Source organism: Streptomyces sp. NPDC000878 (assembly GCF_053599695.1).
Map to the genome: position 1 here is coordinate 23,414 of NZ_JBSFMT010000051.1, position 15,918 is coordinate 39,331.

The 15,918-nt window shown below is 67.9% G+C and carries 13 protein-coding genes; 11 read left to right on the plus strand and 2 right to left on the minus strand.

Annotated elements, in window-relative coordinates; translation table 11 throughout:
• Positions 1 to 2: 2 nt before the first annotated feature.
• Together ACWDR4_RS33885 and ACWDR4_RS33890 are read right to left on the minus strand one after the other, a co-directional pair.
• Positions 3 to 560, minus strand: coding sequence for a GNAT family N-acetyltransferase (locus tag ACWDR4_RS33885; RefSeq protein ID WP_450414076.1), 558 nt, complete (start codon positions 558 to 560; stop codon positions 3 to 5).
• Positions 561 to 581: 21 nt separating this feature from the next.
• Positions 582 to 1,910, minus strand: a complete 1,329-nt coding sequence (locus ACWDR4_RS33890; RefSeq protein WP_450414078.1) for a hypothetical protein — start codon at positions 1,908 to 1,910, stop codon at positions 582 to 584.
• Positions 1,911 to 2,412: 502 nt separating this feature from the next.
• Here ACWDR4_RS33890 and ACWDR4_RS33895 point away from each other — a divergent pair.
• From ACWDR4_RS33895 to ACWDR4_RS33945, 11 genes are all read left to right on the plus strand, one after another.
• The gene (locus tag ACWDR4_RS33895) at positions 2,413 to 3,243 is read left to right on the plus strand and encodes an ATP-binding protein (RefSeq protein ID WP_450414079.1); all 831 of its coding nucleotides are present in this window, start codon (positions 2,413 to 2,415) and stop codon (positions 3,241 to 3,243) included.
• Positions 3,244 to 3,470: 227 nt separating this feature from the next.
• A complete protein-coding gene (locus ACWDR4_RS33900; RefSeq protein ID WP_450414081.1) occupies positions 3,471 to 4,466 on the plus strand; it encodes a hypothetical protein in 996 nt (331 codons plus the stop codon).
• A 207-nt stretch (positions 4,467 to 4,673) separates the two neighbouring features.
• Positions 4,674 to 6,098 carry an amino acid permease gene (locus tag ACWDR4_RS33905; RefSeq protein ID WP_450414154.1) on the plus strand — a complete coding sequence of 475 codons (1,425 nt, stop codon included), beginning with the start codon at positions 4,674 to 4,676 and terminating at the stop codon, positions 6,096 to 6,098.
• Positions 6,095 to 7,492, plus strand: a complete 1,398-nt coding sequence (locus ACWDR4_RS33910) for a glutamine synthetase family protein (RefSeq protein ID WP_450414083.1) — start codon at positions 6,095 to 6,097, stop codon at positions 7,490 to 7,492. Before ACWDR4_RS33905 ends, ACWDR4_RS33910 begins: the two co-directional genes overlap by 4 nt.
• 197 nt (positions 7,493 to 7,689) lie before the next feature.
• A complete protein-coding gene (locus ACWDR4_RS33915; protein ID WP_450414085.1) occupies positions 7,690 to 8,526 on the plus strand; it encodes a zinc-dependent metalloprotease in 837 nt (278 codons plus the stop codon).
• Positions 8,519 to 8,791 (plus strand): hypothetical protein, encoded by a 273-nt coding sequence (locus ACWDR4_RS33920; protein WP_450414086.1) that lies wholly within the window; start codon positions 8,519 to 8,521, stop codon positions 8,789 to 8,791. The genes ACWDR4_RS33915 and ACWDR4_RS33920 overlap by 8 nt, the downstream gene beginning before the upstream one ends.
• Positions 8,788 to 9,912, plus strand: coding sequence for a hypothetical protein (locus ACWDR4_RS33925; protein ID WP_450414088.1), 1,125 nt, complete (start codon positions 8,788 to 8,790; stop codon positions 9,910 to 9,912). The genes ACWDR4_RS33920 and ACWDR4_RS33925 overlap by 4 nt, the downstream gene beginning before the upstream one ends.
• Positions 9,913 to 10,243: 331 nt before the next feature.
• On the plus strand, positions 10,244 to 11,080 hold the full coding sequence (locus ACWDR4_RS33930) for a GntR family transcriptional regulator (protein ID WP_450414090.1): 837 nt from the start codon (positions 10,244 to 10,246) through the stop codon (positions 11,078 to 11,080).
• A gap of 226 nt (positions 11,081 to 11,306) precedes the next feature.
• The gene (locus ACWDR4_RS33935; protein ID WP_450414092.1) at positions 11,307 to 11,480 is read left to right on the plus strand and encodes an FxLD family lanthipeptide; all 174 of its coding nucleotides are present in this window, start codon (positions 11,307 to 11,309) and stop codon (positions 11,478 to 11,480) included.
• Positions 11,481 to 11,566: 86 nt separating this feature from the next.
• Complete coding sequence (locus ACWDR4_RS33940) at positions 11,567 to 14,638, plus strand: lantibiotic dehydratase (RefSeq protein WP_450414094.1); 3,072 nt, start codon at positions 11,567 to 11,569, stop codon at positions 14,636 to 14,638.
• Complete coding sequence (locus ACWDR4_RS33945) at positions 14,635 to 15,906, plus strand: lanthionine synthetase C family protein (protein ID WP_450414096.1); 1,272 nt, start codon at positions 14,635 to 14,637, stop codon at positions 15,904 to 15,906. Before ACWDR4_RS33940 ends, ACWDR4_RS33945 begins: the two co-directional genes overlap by 4 nt.
• Positions 15,907 to 15,918: the final 12 nt, after the last annotated feature.

Here is a 15,918-nt window from a genome sequence, read left to right on the forward strand (position 1 = left end):
GGTCAGCTGGTCTGGAGATCACGCCATTCGTGATCGAGGATCGCGTGCACGACTGAGTCACGCCACTGCCCGGCCTTGTAGATGTGCTCGCGGATGGTGCCTTCCTCGACCATGCCTGCGGCGGTCATGGTCTTCGCTGAGGCCTCGTTGAGCGGGGAGCGGGCGCCCCAGATACGGTGCAGGTCGAGGTCTTCGAAACCGAGGGCCAGCAGGAGGCGTACGGTTTCGACGCCGTAGCCGACGCCCCAGGCATCTGGGCGGAGCGCGAAGCCGAAGGTAGCTCCGCGCTGCTGGTGTGGATCTGTGGCGATGCGACCGAATCCGATCAGTTCGTTGGTGTCCCGCTCAACGACCGCGAGTGCGTACTCGATGCGGGGCGTCGCGGTGGCTGAGGCTATGGACCTGGCCACGATGCCGCCTACCTCGGCATGGGAGCGCGGCTCGAACGACAGATGCTCCGTTGCCTCGTCGCTTCCGTAGATCGCGAACACCGCGTCCACATCGTCGATCGAGAGCTCGCGGAGATCCAGGCGTTGGCTGGAACGCTTGACCGGGTACATGCCGGGGACTCTACCCGCGGGCTATCGCGGAAGCGCAGGGCGAGTCGGCGGGAAGATCTCGATCTCTTCCCGGAGATCACGCGCAGCGATGGCAGTGCGTACCAGATCGCTCGTGAGCGCCCGGCGGACGCGTTGGGCTGACACGACGATGCCGTTGTTCCGGTGCGAGGACGGCAGATCCAGGACCGGGCGAATGGCTGCGGCGGCACCTTCTACGTCTCCACCGTAGAGCCGGATGAGGGCAAGGTCGCACTGCGATCCGGCCAGGTCACCAAAAGCCCATGACGGAGCGTTGGGATCGCTGAAGCCTTGCACGGCAAGCTCAGCCTGCGCGGCGAGCTGCGCATCACCGTGGCCGAGGAGAGCCTCGGATTCCACCACGTAGTAGAGCTGCTTCTCATCCGAGTAGGTGAACAGGCCTCCGAGGGAGTCGAGCTCGTCCGGTACTACGTGGTCGCGTCCGTCAGTGGCCATTTGGTTCGCCGAGCGGACAGTCTCCTCATCGCCTAGGACGGCCGCTGCGCGTGCCTGAAGACCCAACAACCACAAGCCCACGGTGCCTTTGTGATCGGCGGCAGTTGCTGCGCCCTGCTGGGCGAAATGGAGAGCATCCCCGGGTTGGTCTCCCCAGTAAGCGATCAGCGACTTGAGCCCGTCGACGAGGGCAACGAGGGGCGGGTGCTCGGCATCCCTCGCGCAGGCTGCGGCGACCCGGGCCATCGTCATCGCCTGATTCCGGTCCTCCATGTCGTTGAAGCCCTTGGCCACGAGGAAGGACAGGGCGCCGGCCATGAAGTTGAGTTCACGCAGCTGCGACGGCCGGACCCTGCCGCCCTCCAGAAGGCGCAGGACCTCGCCATGTGAATCCAGCAGATCGGTCCAGATGGCCGAAAGAGGCTCGCGTGGGTACGCGGCGACGAGTCGAGCCACGTCGTCCTTGAGCAGGTCGAGGGTGTCCGTGCCCACTCTGTCTCGGTCGGCTCCCAGCAGGAATTCCTTCGCGCGTCGAACAGCCATCGCGCCCGTCCTTTTCATGTCGCTTAGATCCATGCCGAGATCGGCATGACGTGCAGTGGATGACGTGTCGGACAAGGGTCGGAAGTCGGGAACCGTCCCCTCTGGAACCTCAGTCCACAGCTGATCGATGCTGTGGTTGGTCCAGGTGACGATCACTCGGCGGAAGTCGCCCTGCGGTTTTCGCGTCCCGTAGTACCAGGCCTGAAAGGTCGGCTTAGCAGGCTCCAAGCCTTTCAGCCCCATCCGTGTGGCCACCTCTAGGAATGGCTGCACGAAGTCTTTGTGGTCGCGTAGCTCCCGCTCGTCGAGCCAGCACCGGAAGAACGTGCGCACCGTGCCTCCCATCCTGTCTGCCCAACACATCACTGCTACGACGGTAAGTCGCTCACCACATCAACATGCCCCCTGCAGACGGTACTTAGCGAGGTCGAGGCACATCCGAGGAACAGGCGAGGAAGAACGTCAGCTCTGTGCGAAGAACCGATGAAGGGATGGGACTGGATCCGTATCGCCGCGATTGCAACGCTCATACCAGCCCTTGCAGAGAGTGTTTGACCAGGTACAAGAGCGTGCAATCAGGGAGTCCCCCCGTGAAGCCGGAGACGCATCGCACCGCAACCCTCCCCGCGAAGGTGCGGGAGAAAAGACGGGCAATTTCAGCCTTTTCGACTTGCCCCGTCGAACGAATGGCGATGTGTCCGGCGTCCGCAGCTCCCGGACACACGGAGGGATTGGCATGTCCCTGACTACGGTCGCGCGGACAGACACTGAGGTCCCCACTCGGCGCGGCGCGTACGCCGAAATTGATATGTCCTTCGCCCGCGACAGCGGCTCCATGGCCGGAGCCATCGCGGAAGTAGATCGGGCTGTGCCACATCGTGTACGCCTCATCATCCGGGCCAGGCTGACGCACTGGGGTCTGCCCGGACTCATCGACTCAGCTCAGCTCCTCGCCACCGAATTGGTCACGAACGCGTTCGAGCACGGTCACGGCGATGTGGGGGTACGCCTGTATCTCACTGCTAGCCACCTCGTGATCGAAGTGCGGGACGGATCTCGCGAACTTCCGGTGTTGGGCAACGCCGCTCTCGACGACGAGAACGGCCGCGGCCTATTACTCGTCGCCTCCATGGCCGACCACTGGGGCGTCAGCTCCGACGGTACGACGACCTGGTGCTCCCTCCCCTTCTTGAGAAGGAGCGGTGACATGGAACAGCGGGGCATCGTCCCGATCCCTGCTCTCGGACGCGATGAGTCTGTATGGACGCGGCATTCCCAGTTCCGGGCTGGCGAGCATGCGGCCAGCAACGCGAGCAACTACACCCGCATGTACCTCACTCAGCAGCCCGTCCCCGTGAACATCGAGGCTGCGGCCGCGATTGCTGACGTACTCATGGCGAATGCGGTCGCCTACTCAGGTGTCCCCGGATACGCCCAGATCCCCATGCACTGGGCTCTCCTCCCGACCGGTGAACTCGTCATCCAGGTGCAGGACGCTCGTCGCGAGTTTCCAGACTTCGATGAGGTGACGAAGTGGGAGCCGGCTGAAGGCGAGCCTGTTCGTGGCTTGTGGGTCGCACGCCAGCTCGGCGCCGAGATCGCCTTTTCCCCCAACTCGGGCGGAAAGGTCGTCCAGGCCCTGATCAGGCCGAGCACACCTGCTTGACCCCGTCGTACGCCCTACCCCCTGAAAGGCTGCCGGACCGCTCTGGTGCCCCCATCGACGCTTACATCGGGCAGCCAACTCCCCTTGACCGATACCCCTGAGGTTCTGATGACACCTTTACAGGCGCTGGCGCCCTGCTCCCAGCCGCTCGTCTTGCTCACCACCAGACGTCGAGCGGCTGGTACGGGAGAGACTTCGGGCCGCCCGCGCAGGTACGGGATACGCCGGTGAGCGGAACGGTACAGCCGCAGTTCCACCCCGCTGGATTCGACAGCCGGTTGCGCGCCGTCCTGGACGACGTACGGGCAGGCCGATGGCGTTCGATGAGGGTTCTGCTGGAGACCTGTGACACCTGGGCGTTAAGGACCTCACGAACTCAAGTCCTGGCGGCGGCAGCGGCCCATGGTGACGCGGTCGAGGCGTGGGTGCAGGAGGAGCCTCAGAACGTCAATGCGGTGACGATGCAGGCGCGGGTGGCGGTCGAACGGACGCTGAACGCGCACCGTGCCGGGCAGCAAGGCGTGGTGTTGCTTGCAGATCGTGCGCGGACGGCGTGCTGGGACGCGGCTCGGCGTTGGCTTGAGGATCCTGTGCCGTGGGTGGGTCTGCTTGCGTTGGCGCAGGTGGACTCCCCAGATGTGGGGGAACGCCGGCCGGAGCACCGGATGGGCCCCTGGGAGTACATGCTGCCGTACGGCCCTTGGGGGTTGCTGCACAAGGTCCAGGAGCGTGATCCGGGCAACCGCGAAGCGTGGCACCGCATGCTTCAGGCGATGCAGGCGTACGGGGCGAACGCGCACGACTTTGTGCGGTGGGTGTCCACCTGGGCACCGACAGGGTCACCGCTCGCACTGCTGCCCCTGTATCTCCACGCTGAGCAATACGGCAAGCAGCGGGCCAACGGCCAGCTCACGCCCCTGTACTGGACGAGGGACCCGGTCTCTCACTACACACTCCGGGCGCTGACCTGGTGGTTCCCGCAGGCCGATGCCACTTCTTGGTCACCGCTGGACCTGAACCATCTGGCGCAGGCGTTGCACTCCGGTGGGTTCGGCGATGGGGCCGGCGAGGTCTTCGAAGCGATCGGGCCCTTCGTCACACCCGTGCCATGGAAGTACGTCGCTGATGCACCAGAACGGTGGCTGGAGGAGTTCGAGCGGGCGCGCAGTCGCTACCTACGGGAGCCGAGAGCTGGGCCGCTCCACGCTGGGCGACGCCGATGACCAGTCACCGCAGCACCTGCCGAGCCCCGCCCGCCGGCGTTCGTCCACTGCCCGAGGCCATACCGGCACTCCGCAGTAGCTCGCCCCCTTCACCGTCCCCCGCTTCCGGAGGTACCTCCGTTGTCTTCCCCGAGAACCAGCCGCCACCCTCTGAACGATGAGGAGACGCTGCGGCGCCTCGGCTACAAGCCCGAACTGGCCCGGCGCATGGGCCCGTTCGGCAACTTCGCCTTGAGCTTTTCCATCATCAGCGTCCTGTCCGGGTGCATGACTCTCTTCGGGTTCGGCCTCATAACGGGCGGCCCGGCCGTCATGTTGTGGGGCTGGGCCTTCGTCGGTCTGATGGTGCTGGCCGTCGGCGCCGCGCTCGCCGAGGTCACCTCGGCCTATCCGGTCTCCGGTGCCTTGTACTTCATGGCCAGCAAGCTCGGCGGCCCGCGCTGGGGATACGTGACCGGGTGGTTCAACCTGCTCGGGCTCCTGGGCGGGATGGCCGGCGGCTGCTACGGCACCGCGCTGTTCGCGGGGGCCTGGCTCAACCTCCAGTGGGGCATCACCCCCACCCCGGAAAGGACGTTGGGGATCTTCGCAGCCATCCTTTTGCTGCTGGCCACCCTCAACCTGTTCGGTGTGCGCCTGGTCTCCGTACTGAACTCGATCAGTGTGTGGTGGCACCTGACCGGTGTCGCGGTGATCGTGGGGGCGCTCGTCCTGGTGCCCTCCCATCATCAGTCGCCGGGGTTCGTGTTCGGCGAGTTCTCCAACGGCACCGGGTGGAGCAACCCCCTTTACGTCGGCCTGCTCGGGCTGCTGCTGGCCCAGTACACCTTCAGCGGCTACGACGCCTCGGCGCACCTGAGCGAGGAGACCAAGCACGCCCAGATCAGCGCGGCCCGAGGCATCGTCCGCTCGATCTTCTGGTCGTGGGTTGTGGGCTTCGTCCTGCTGGCCGGGATGCTCTTCGCGATCCAGGACTACGCCGGCACCGTAGGCAGCGCGACCGGAGTTCCGCCCGCCCAGATCTTCCTAGACGCTCTCGGCCCGACGGCCGCCAAGGTCCTGCTCCTGGTCGTCATCATGGCGCAGCTGTTCTGCGCGAACGCCGGGTTGGCCTCCGCCAGCCGCATGGTGTTCGCCTTCTCCCGCGACGGGGCCCTTCCGTTCCACCGCATCTGGCGGCGCCTGAGCGCCCGGACCAAGACCCCCGTCGCGGCCGTGTGGCTGTCGGTCGCCGTGCCCTTCGTCATCGCGCTGCCGTCGTTGTACTCCGTCACGGCATACACCGCGATCACCTCGATCAACGTGATCGGCATCACCCCCGCGTACGCCATCCCGATCTACCTGCGGCTCCGAGCGGGCAAACGCTTCACGCCCGGCCCGTGGCATCTGGGCAGTTGGAGCAAGCCGATCGGCTGGGTCGCCGTGGTGTGGGTCGGCTTCGTGACCGTGCTGTTCTGCCTCCCCGCGGTCAGCCCGGTCACCGTCGACACCTTCAACTACGCCCCCCTCGCCTTGCTGGCGGTACTGGCCCTGGCCGCCATCCTGTGGGCGACCCGCGGCCGCCGCAGCTACGGCATCCCCGAGTACGGCACTGCGGCCGAGCGCGACGACATGGCGGAGAACGTCGTATGAGCCAGCCCCTCAACTCCCCAGCAACAACTGCGGCCGGACAGCAGGCAGTTAGCGGATTCGAGGACCTGCGACGCATGGTGGAGAGCGGCACCGTCACCACCGTCCTGCTGGCCGTGCCCGACATGCAGGGCAGGTTAAAGGGAAAGCGCATCGGCGCGGCCCACTTCCTCGACCGCGTGGCGGCCGGTGGCACCGACATGTGTGCGTACGTCTTCGCCACCGATGTCGACATGCGCCCGCTGGACGGATTCGCTCTGGCCTCCTTCGACACCGGCTACGGAGACGTGGGCCTGCTCCCCGACCCGGACGCCGTCTACCAACTGGCCTGGATGCCGCGCACCGCCCTGGTCTTCGCGGAGGCCATCGGCCACGACGGACAGTCCGTGGCTGTGGCTCCCCGGCAGATCCTGTGGCAGCAACTCACCCGCCTCGCCAACCGGGGAGTCGTCGCCCAGGTCGGGCTGGAGACCGAGTTCGTGCTGTGCCACGACGGCTACGCCGACGCCGAGGAGACCGGCCATCGTGGGGTACAACCGGTGACCAGCGGCAACCTGGACTATGCCCTCGACCACCCGCGGGTGATGAGCCGGTTCTTCGAGGACCTGGAGGAGTGTCTCGCCGGAACCGGGCGGCCGATCGAAGCGATCAAGACCGAGAGCGCCCCTGGGCAGATCGAGGTCACCTTCCCCTACGGCGATCCCATGGCGGCGGCGGACACACACCTGCTGTTCAAGCACGCGGCTCGGACCGTCGCCGAGGGCTTCGGCCTGGCGCCGACGTTCATGGCCGCGCCCATGACCGGGGTTGGCAGCGGCTGCCACATCCACCTCTCCCTGGTCGGCGACGGCATCCCCCTATTCGCCGAAACCGACGGGAATATGCCGGAGTTGGCCCGCTACGCCATTGCCGGACTCCTCGATGTCCTGCCTCACCTGGCGCTGCTGTACGCGCCCACGTTCAACTCCTATACGCGGCTGGTACCCGGAACTTTCGCCCCGGTGAACTTCACCTGGGGCCGCGACAACCGCACCTGCGCCATCCGGGTCGTCGGCCGCGGCGACAACCTCCACCTGGAGATCCGCCTGCCCGGCGCCAACGCCAACCCGTACCTCGCGCTTGCGGCGGTCCTTGCTGCTGTCCAGCACGGCCTCGACCACAAACTCGAACCCCCCAGACCGTGCATCGGCAACGCCTTCGCCGAGACCGGGGCCCCGCCGGTACCGCGCTCGCTGGAGGAGGCGCTCGCCGCGCTCCAGAGCAGCCCCCTCCCCGCGTCCGACCTGCTCACCGTCGCCGGCGTCGAGCACTACACCAACGCTGCTCGGCAAGAGATAGCCGCTCACCGGATGGCCGTGACCGACTTCGACCTGCGTCGGGAGTTCGCCACGGCCTGACACCTCGACCCCCGCGTGCGGCAGCCCCGTCGTCATCCACTGCCGTGCGCGGGTCCCCGGCCCCGTCGTCGAGCACGACTCCCCGCTCGGCGACGGGGCACGCCAAACACCCTCGTTCCCCGGGACAAGACGGTGGCCCGGGGGACGGGGGCCACAAGAAGCCGACCAGACCGAATCCCTTTTGGACAGGACCATCAGTGACCCAGACCCGCTTCACCGTGCTTGACGAAACCCAACGCCATCCGGACCTGGCCGAGCAGATCGACCGGATACTCCACCGGGTTGCGCCGACGGTGACGGAGATAACCGACCTCCCCCTCCCGGAGGAGGTCCGCTTCCGCCTGCTCACTCCCAAGGCGTGGCGGGAGGAGACCCGCAAGAGCCACCACCGCACCCTGGCCCGCGACATCGCCGATCTGGAGCTGACCTCGCAGGAGATCGACGCCGTCCGGGCCGGGCTGAGGATCATGGGATTCGTCCCCGTCCTGGTCTGGCCCCTGGTACTCGGCAGCACCCTGACAGCTGCCGACGGCCGACGCGAGACGATCATTGCTCCCCGCGCCCTCCACCATGGCGGGCTGCTGGCCGATGAACCTGCCCTTCACCAGGTAGTCGCCCATGAACTCGTCCATCAGGTGCAGGCCGACGGGCGAAGCGGTGCGGTGTGGACCACCTTCTTCCCACAGAAGCGTGGGATCACCGGGCGCGGCGCCTCGGCTGTCCTTGAGGGACACGCCGACTGGGCCGACCATCAAGCCACCACCCGCCTGTTCGGTGCCCTGGCCGATCACCGGCAATCGCCGAAGTCCTGGCGCTACCGCACCCACAACGCGCTCCCCGGCATCCAGCGCCTTGGCCCCAGCCGCGAATCGTATGAGCAGGGCTCCCGGCTCATCGCGTGCGCCGTGGCCGCAGGGGGCACCGACCTGGTCAACCAGGTCTGGAAGGACGCGGTCTTCCTGCCCACCGAGGAAGAGATCGCCGATCCCGACGCCTGGGTCCGCCGCATCGAGCGGGGGTATCTCGGTGTCTGACCTCCCGCTCCGTCTCACCGAGTTCGACGGCTCAAGCCGCATGGACCGCATCACCGATGTCGTGCTGGACCTGCTGTTCGACCTGACCCAGCAGACCGCGCGGTTTGTCGTCGGCCTTGACCCGTGGAGACCCCTCACCGTCCACGATCCGCTCGAACTCACCCAAGCCGCGGTCCGGTTCGGTTCCGCCACGGACCCGTGGGCATCGCTCGCCGTCTACGACGCCGACGGGTTCGCCCCCTTCATACGCGGAGGGCAGGCATGAGATTCCGTGGTGTGGCCCTACTCGATCACATAGAGCGCCCTGCCGCGGTGCCCTCCCCGCTGACCGACGCCCCGGCCCGTCGCGTGGTGCGGGACACGGGTGGTCTGCTCCTGTTGGCCTGCGGCCTTCCCCTCGTCAACGAGGCGATGACACTGGGCGACATGTACGGCCTGCCGTGGGAATGGACCACACAGGGCCTGTACATGATGGTGTGGGCCCAATACGGCGTTGCAGTCGTCGTGTTCTGGTGGCTCTCGTGGCTCGTGATAGCCCGGACTCCCCTCAGCCAGGTCACCCCCGCACGGCGTCTACTTCAGCGCGGCGCCGCCGTACTCGGCGGGGCGGCGGCCATCTACGCGACCGCGCCTTTCCCCAGCGTGCTCGCACGGGTCTTCGGCCAGTCCGTCTACGCGTGCGTGCTGGCGTGGCTCGCCCTCGAAGTGTGCCGGAGACACGGCGTCCCCTTGGACCTGGCCCGCCCGCGTACGGCAGTTGACCGGCTCCGCGACTGGGACATCACACAGTTGGTCTTCTCCACCTGCGTAGCCGGCGGAGGTCTCACCTTCCTGCTCCTCCAACTCGTTCACTGGACCAAGATCGACATGCCGGTCATGACGGGCGGCCAGATGTCCGCGCTCGGGATCGACAACCCCGGGATTCTCGTCATCGGAGTGGTAGCGACGGTGGCCATCGAGGACGTCGTGATCGTTGCGGGCACCACTGCCTTGCTGACGGCTGTACGCCGACCTGCGTGGCAGATCTACACCCTGGTCTGCGTACCCGAAGTCCTCTTGCACGCGTATTTCGGACTCCCCGCCATCGGCATGATCCTCTTTGCCGCAGGCCGCGTCTGGCTGTACCGGCAGTACGGCCGCCTGATCCCGTTCATGGTCGCCCACTTCGTCTTCGACGTCGTCGGAGGCTCCCTCCAACTTCTGCCGATCCCGCTCCTGTACCGGCTCGTCCTGGCCCTCCCATTCGGCGCAGCCGTCGTCTGGATCGGACGCCGCCTGGCTAAGGCAGCCCACCCCTCTTGTCCGGAAACGCACACACAGCCAGTCACTCCCGACGATGACAGCCCACAGCACACCGGCCGACCAGACCCCGTGAGCATCCAATGACCCCTGTTTCGGAGCCCGAGCCCTGGATCACGGCTCATCCCGCCGCCGACAGGCGGGGATCCACACCCAGGACCGGCTCAGATCCCCGGTCACCTGAAAGCTCCCGCGCGCGGCAGCCCCGTGAAACCCAAATGCCGCGCGCGGGTTCAACACCTCGTCGTCGAGCGATGTCCTGACCTCCCTCGACGACGAGGGCACGGCCCGTCGCTCCCTGGCCCGTCGGTGATTCAGGGAACGACTGGCCGGCTTCCGGTCCTACGCCACCGTGTTGGGGCGCAGCGGCGCAGGACCGGTACTCAACCCATCCAGCACCCATCCGATGGAGACCACCGTGACCAGCGGCGAACCCTACGCGGGACCCGTCAATCAGATGGGCGCCGACGCCCGTGGCGAAGCGCCCCGACGCCCGTTCGCGAGCGGCGCTCCGCCCTGGCAGCAGCACCTCAAAGAGTTGCCCGTCTACACACCGGGCGTACGGCTCACCCACGACGACCGTGCGCTCTACGCAAACGCGGTCACCGCCGCCCACCGTGCGGGAGGATCCATGCTCGGCATCGCCGCCTTCCTGGGCTGCCCCTCCGGGCTCGTGCACCGCCTCGTCGACCTCGGGGAAGGCCTGGACGAAGCGAGCGGGGCCCATCGGGTGGAAACGGTCCTGCGGGCCCGTATCGCCGACGGCACCTACCGGGTCGGTGACGTGCTCCCCTCACGGGAACGGCTGTGCGTGGAACTCGGTGTCCTCGACGACTCCGTGCGACGGGCTCTGGCCCGACTGGCCCATGCGGGCCTCACCCTCGGCATCTCCGCTCTCGGCACGGTGGTCATGGACCCCGACGCCCCGCCCACCGGATCCACCCTCCAGGTACGCAAACGATCGGGCCAGATACAGACCTGGACCCTGCCGAGAACCCAGTCCCCGCACATCCGTGACGTGGTCACAGCGCGGATCAAGAACGGCACCTATCCGGAAGGCAGCAGGATCCCCGGCACCAAGGCGCTCACCGAGGAATTCGGCACCACCGAAGGCACGCTCAAGTCCGCGCTCAGGCCGCTGAAGCAACGGGGAATCCTCAGCGGTACCCGGCAGAAGGGCACGTTCGTCCATTCCTCAGCCCGCAGCCTCCTGAACAGCGCCGAGAAGAACGGCACGGACACCGGGATGGCCTGACAGACGGCCGCCCTTGAGGAATCGCTCCCTTTGAGCGCGGTTCCAGAGGGCGGCGCAGGACACCAGCCCAGGGAAAAGCGGCCCCGATCCACTCCAAGATCGGGGCACGGCACCTCGGGCCGGTGGCCGGGAAGCACCGCTCGACGAAGTGACCTCAAGACGCTCGGCGAGCACGCGCCCGGCAGAACCACTATCCGCAACTCACCTTCAAAGAACTGGAGTTGACATGAGTCCCCAGATTCAGCACAGCACGAAGGCGCTCGCGCCGAGCGCCGGGACCACGGACGGCTTCGACCTCGACGTCACCCTGGTCGAGGTCGCCGACGTCGCCGGCCTGATCAACCTCACGGACGACGGCTGCGGCGAGACCTGCGGCGCCTGCACCACCAACGTGGCCTGACCCAAGGCGCACGTCAGTACAGGCCGGTGCCTTCGCAACTCGCATTGCGCGGGCACCGGCCGCCCGTCTGGATCACGGAGGTTGTGATGGCTTCGAGTACCGGCTACCGCGCCGGCAAGACCGCTCTTGTCCGTGCAGTTGCCTGGCCGGAACTTCCCCTTTCTCCGTGCCCTGACCTTGATGACACTTCCCCCCAGGCTGCGGCTTCCCGGCTCGCGTGGCTGAGAGAGGTGTGGTCCCACGAGGACCTCGTCGAGGCTCTGGAACACGCCAGCCCGGCGCTCACGTCCCAGGTCCATACCCTGAGTTCATCCGGCACTCCGGCCTCACGGGATGTGCGCCGTGCGGTCGCTTCCGTGGCCCGCTACCTGCTGCGTGCCGAGCACCGGGCGACTCCATTCGGCTTGTTCGCCGGGGTGACCACGGCGTCTCTCGGGCCACGAGCTGCCACGGTGTGGGGGTCAGATCATGTGGCGATCGGCCGGGCGAGCGCAGAATGGCTGGCGGCCGTCATTGAGCAGCTGGAGGCGTGCCCGGATCTGCTTGGGCGCCTGCCGGTGGTATTGAACAACGTCGTCGTGGAACGCGGGGATCGGCTCGTTGTGCCGTACCGGCCCGATACCCACGATGACCCGAGGCACGCGGTCGAGGCGTCCATTGGATTGTCCGCGCCGGTGCGCCTGATCCTGGATGCCGCCCGATCACCGATCCGCGTGGGCGATCTGGCCGACAAGCTGGTCTCGGAGTTCCCCCAGGCAGGGCCGGAGAAGGCGCTCCGGCTCGTGCAGGACCTGATGCGGCACCAGGTACTGATCTCCAGCCTGCACGCGCCGAGCACTGAGACCGACGCACTGGCCTACCTGTTGAGCAGTCTCGACGCCGTGCACGCCGAAACGGTGGCGCCGGTCGCCGCCACCGTCGGCGAACTCCGGCTGGTGCAGGCCGACTTGCGCGGATGCGGCTCCCGCAGTGGCCGCGTCGCCACGGCGGTGCGGATGCGGGCCCTGGTTCCAGGGGTTCGCCGCCATCCGCTGGCTCTAGATCTCCGTCTGGATGCCCAGGTCGAGCTGCCTGAGGCGGTGGCCCGCGAAATTGAGCATGCTGCCTGGGTGCTGACCACGGTCAGTGCCCTCCCGTACGGGACTGCCGCCTGGAAGGCGTATCAGCGACGGTTCTACGAGCGGTACGGCATCGGCACCATGGTTCCCCTCAAGGAAGTCGTGGCAGACAGCGGCACCGGTTTCCCCGATGGATACCCGGGCACGTCAGCAGACGTACGTCGCCGACGGACCTCCGTGCGGGACGACACCTTGGTCGGGCTGGCTCAGGCCGCCGTGCTCGACGGCCGCGACGAAGTGGTCCTCACCGATGCGCTGATCGCCGCGATGGACATCGGGCCCGAGCGCCCAAGGGTGCCGCCGCACGTGGAGATCGGTGTCCGCGTACACGCCGCCGACACTGACGACTTGCAGAGCGGGCGATTCCAAGTGGAGATCGTGAGCGTGTCCCGAGGCGTCGGCGTCACCTCGGGCAGGTTCCTCAGCGTGCTAGCCCCCCAGGACCGTGCCGCCCTGGGCGCGGAGCTGGCCGACCTGCCGGCGGCGGATACCGGGACCGTCCCTGCCCAGCTGTCCTTTCCCCCGCTCCTGTCCACGAGCGCCCATGTCACCCGCACTCCACAGATCCTGCCCACATTGATCAGCGTCCAGGAGCACCGCGCCCCCGGCGGCGCTGTACTCGCGCCCGACGACCTGGCGGTGGCGTGCGACGGCCGCCGCATGTTCCTGGCCGTCCCCCAGCGCGGGCACCGGATCGAAGCCGTGGGCATGCACGCGCTGAATCTCGCCACGCATACCCCGCCGCTCGTCCGATTCCTCACCGAGCTGACGCGTGCCCAGTGCGCCCAAGTGACCCTGTTCGACTGGGGCGCGGCCACGGCCATGCCGTTCCTGCCCCGGCTGCGCTACGGGCGTACCGTGCTCGCCCCCGCGCGGTGGCGGCTGGAGCCCGCGGAACTTCCCGGCCGTGACCGCTCCCAGGCCGAATGGGACACGGCGCTCGACGATTGGCGGACCCGACGGCGGATGCCGCACCAGGTGTTCCTGGCTGAGGACGACCGTCGCCTGCTCCTCGACCTCGACCACGCCAGTCACCGCACCCTCCTGCGCCAGCACCTGAACCGTGCTCGCTCGGCCCTCCTGGTGGAAGCCCCGCCGCTCGGCGCTTACGACTGGTGCGGCGGCCGTGCGCATGAGGTGGTCGTGCCGCTCAAGGCGACGAAACCACCAGCATGGCCCCGCTTGCCGGCCCCTACCCCGGCCCGCACCCTCTCCCCGGCACAGATCCAGACTCCGGGCGTCTCGTCCCTGCTGCTGGCCACCCTGTATGGAGACGTACGGCGCCAAGACCTCCTACTGACCCAGCACATCCCCAACCTGATGAACCAACTCGGTGCTCCACCCTGGTGGTTCATCCGCTTCCGGGATCCCGACCAGCACCTGCGAGTGCGTATCGCCCTGCCCGATTCCACTGCCTTCACCGAGTCTGTCCACACGATCAGCATCTGGGCCGACGAACTGCGCACCAAGGGGCTGCTGTCGGATTTGCGCTACCCCACCTCGTACCGCGAGATGGGCCGTTGGGGCTCGGGAGCAGCCTGGGACGCCGCAGAGGAAGTGTTCCGCGCGGACTCGCGCGCCGTCGTTGCCCAGCTCCGCCAGCCTCAGCGTCCACACCAGCGCACACTGGTGGCCGCGCACAGCATCGCCATCGCCAGCGCATTCCTCGGCAGCACCGAAGCCGGCATGCGCTGGCTGATCGACCACATTCCACGCACCGCACCCGCACCGGTCCCGCGCGCTCAACTGACGGAAGCGGTCCGGCTGGCCGACCCGTCCGGCGAGTGGACGGCGCTGCGCGGTGTGCCCGGTGGGCACGCCATCGTGGAAGCGTGGGCCGACCGGCACACGGCGCTGATGGCCTACCGAACCCAGGCCCCAGGCCCGGACACCCAGGGCATCGCGGAGGACGACATCCTCTCCTCGCTGCTGCACGTCCACTTCGTACGCCACGTCGCGGTCGACTTCCCAGAGGAAGCGGCCTGCCTGTACCTCACGCGCGCCACCGCCATGGCCTGGATGTCCCGGAGGGCACGGTGAACGACCCGATTACGCTCAAGGTGACAGAGGCCGTCGCCGATCTGCTGGCCCACCCTGCCGCAGAACTACCGGCGCCGGATGGCACTTCCGCCCGTCAGCACCTCGCGTACGGCCCGACCGGCATCGCCCTGCTGCACATCGAGCGGGCCGCGTCCGGCCTGGGCCCATGGCAGCGCGCCCACGACTGGCTCGACGCAGCCGCACGCTCCCCGTTCACCAGCGGCCCCGACAGCCACCCCTTCTACGGGGTGCCCGCCCTCGCGCACGCCATGGCCTGCGCCGCCGACCACGCGCCCGGCGCCTACCAGCGCGCCCTGGGCCTGATCGACCGCCAACTGGCCGCAGACGTCCGCCGCAGGCTGGACGCCGCGCACCGCCGTATGGACGCCGGACAACTGCCGGAACTGGCCGAGTTCGACACGATCCGGGGCCTGACCGGATACGGAGCCTACTTCCTGCGCCGCGACCCCACCGGCGACGAAGCGCACGCCATCCTCGACTACTGCGTACGCCTTACCGAACCGGTCACTCACTACGGCGAAGTCCTGCCCGGCTGGTGGACACCAACCGGCCCCTCCGGCCGACCGGACAGCCGGTTCCCGGACGGACACGGCAACACCGGCATGGCACATGGGATCGGCGGGGTACTCGCCCTCCTGGCGCTCGCCGCCTGTCGCGGCACCCCCGTCGGTCATCACCATCAAGCCCTGCGGACGATCCTGGCCTGGCTGGACCGTTGGCAGGACGAAACCCACCGTGGCCACGTCTGGCCCTACTGGGTTCGGCGAGACGAACTGCGGACCGGGCTCCTTGCGCCGTCCGCGCCACGGCGACCGTCATGGTGCTACGGCACCGCGGGACTGGCCCGCGCACAGCAACTCGCTGCCCTCGCCCTCGGCGACACCGGCCGTCAGATCGAAGCCGAGAACGCGCTCGTGGCCGCCCTCAGTGACTCCGCGCAGCTCAGCGCCACCACGGACAACGGCCTCTGCCACGGCTTCGCCGGCCTCGCCCACATCGCCGCCCGGACCGCCGACGACGCAGACCCCTCGACCGCAAGCCAACTGCGCGCAGCGATCCCAGCCCTCCTGGCTGTCCTCTGCCCGCCGGGCACTGATCCGGACGATGTCGCCACGGCGATCGTGCACGACGAGGACGCCGGGCCTGGCTTCCTCAACGGCGCCGCCGGGATCGCCCTGGCGCTCTTGGTCCCCGCGACCGAGGCCCCGCCCCGAACCTCCTGGGACGCCTGCCTACTCATCGCCTGACCCACCCACCGA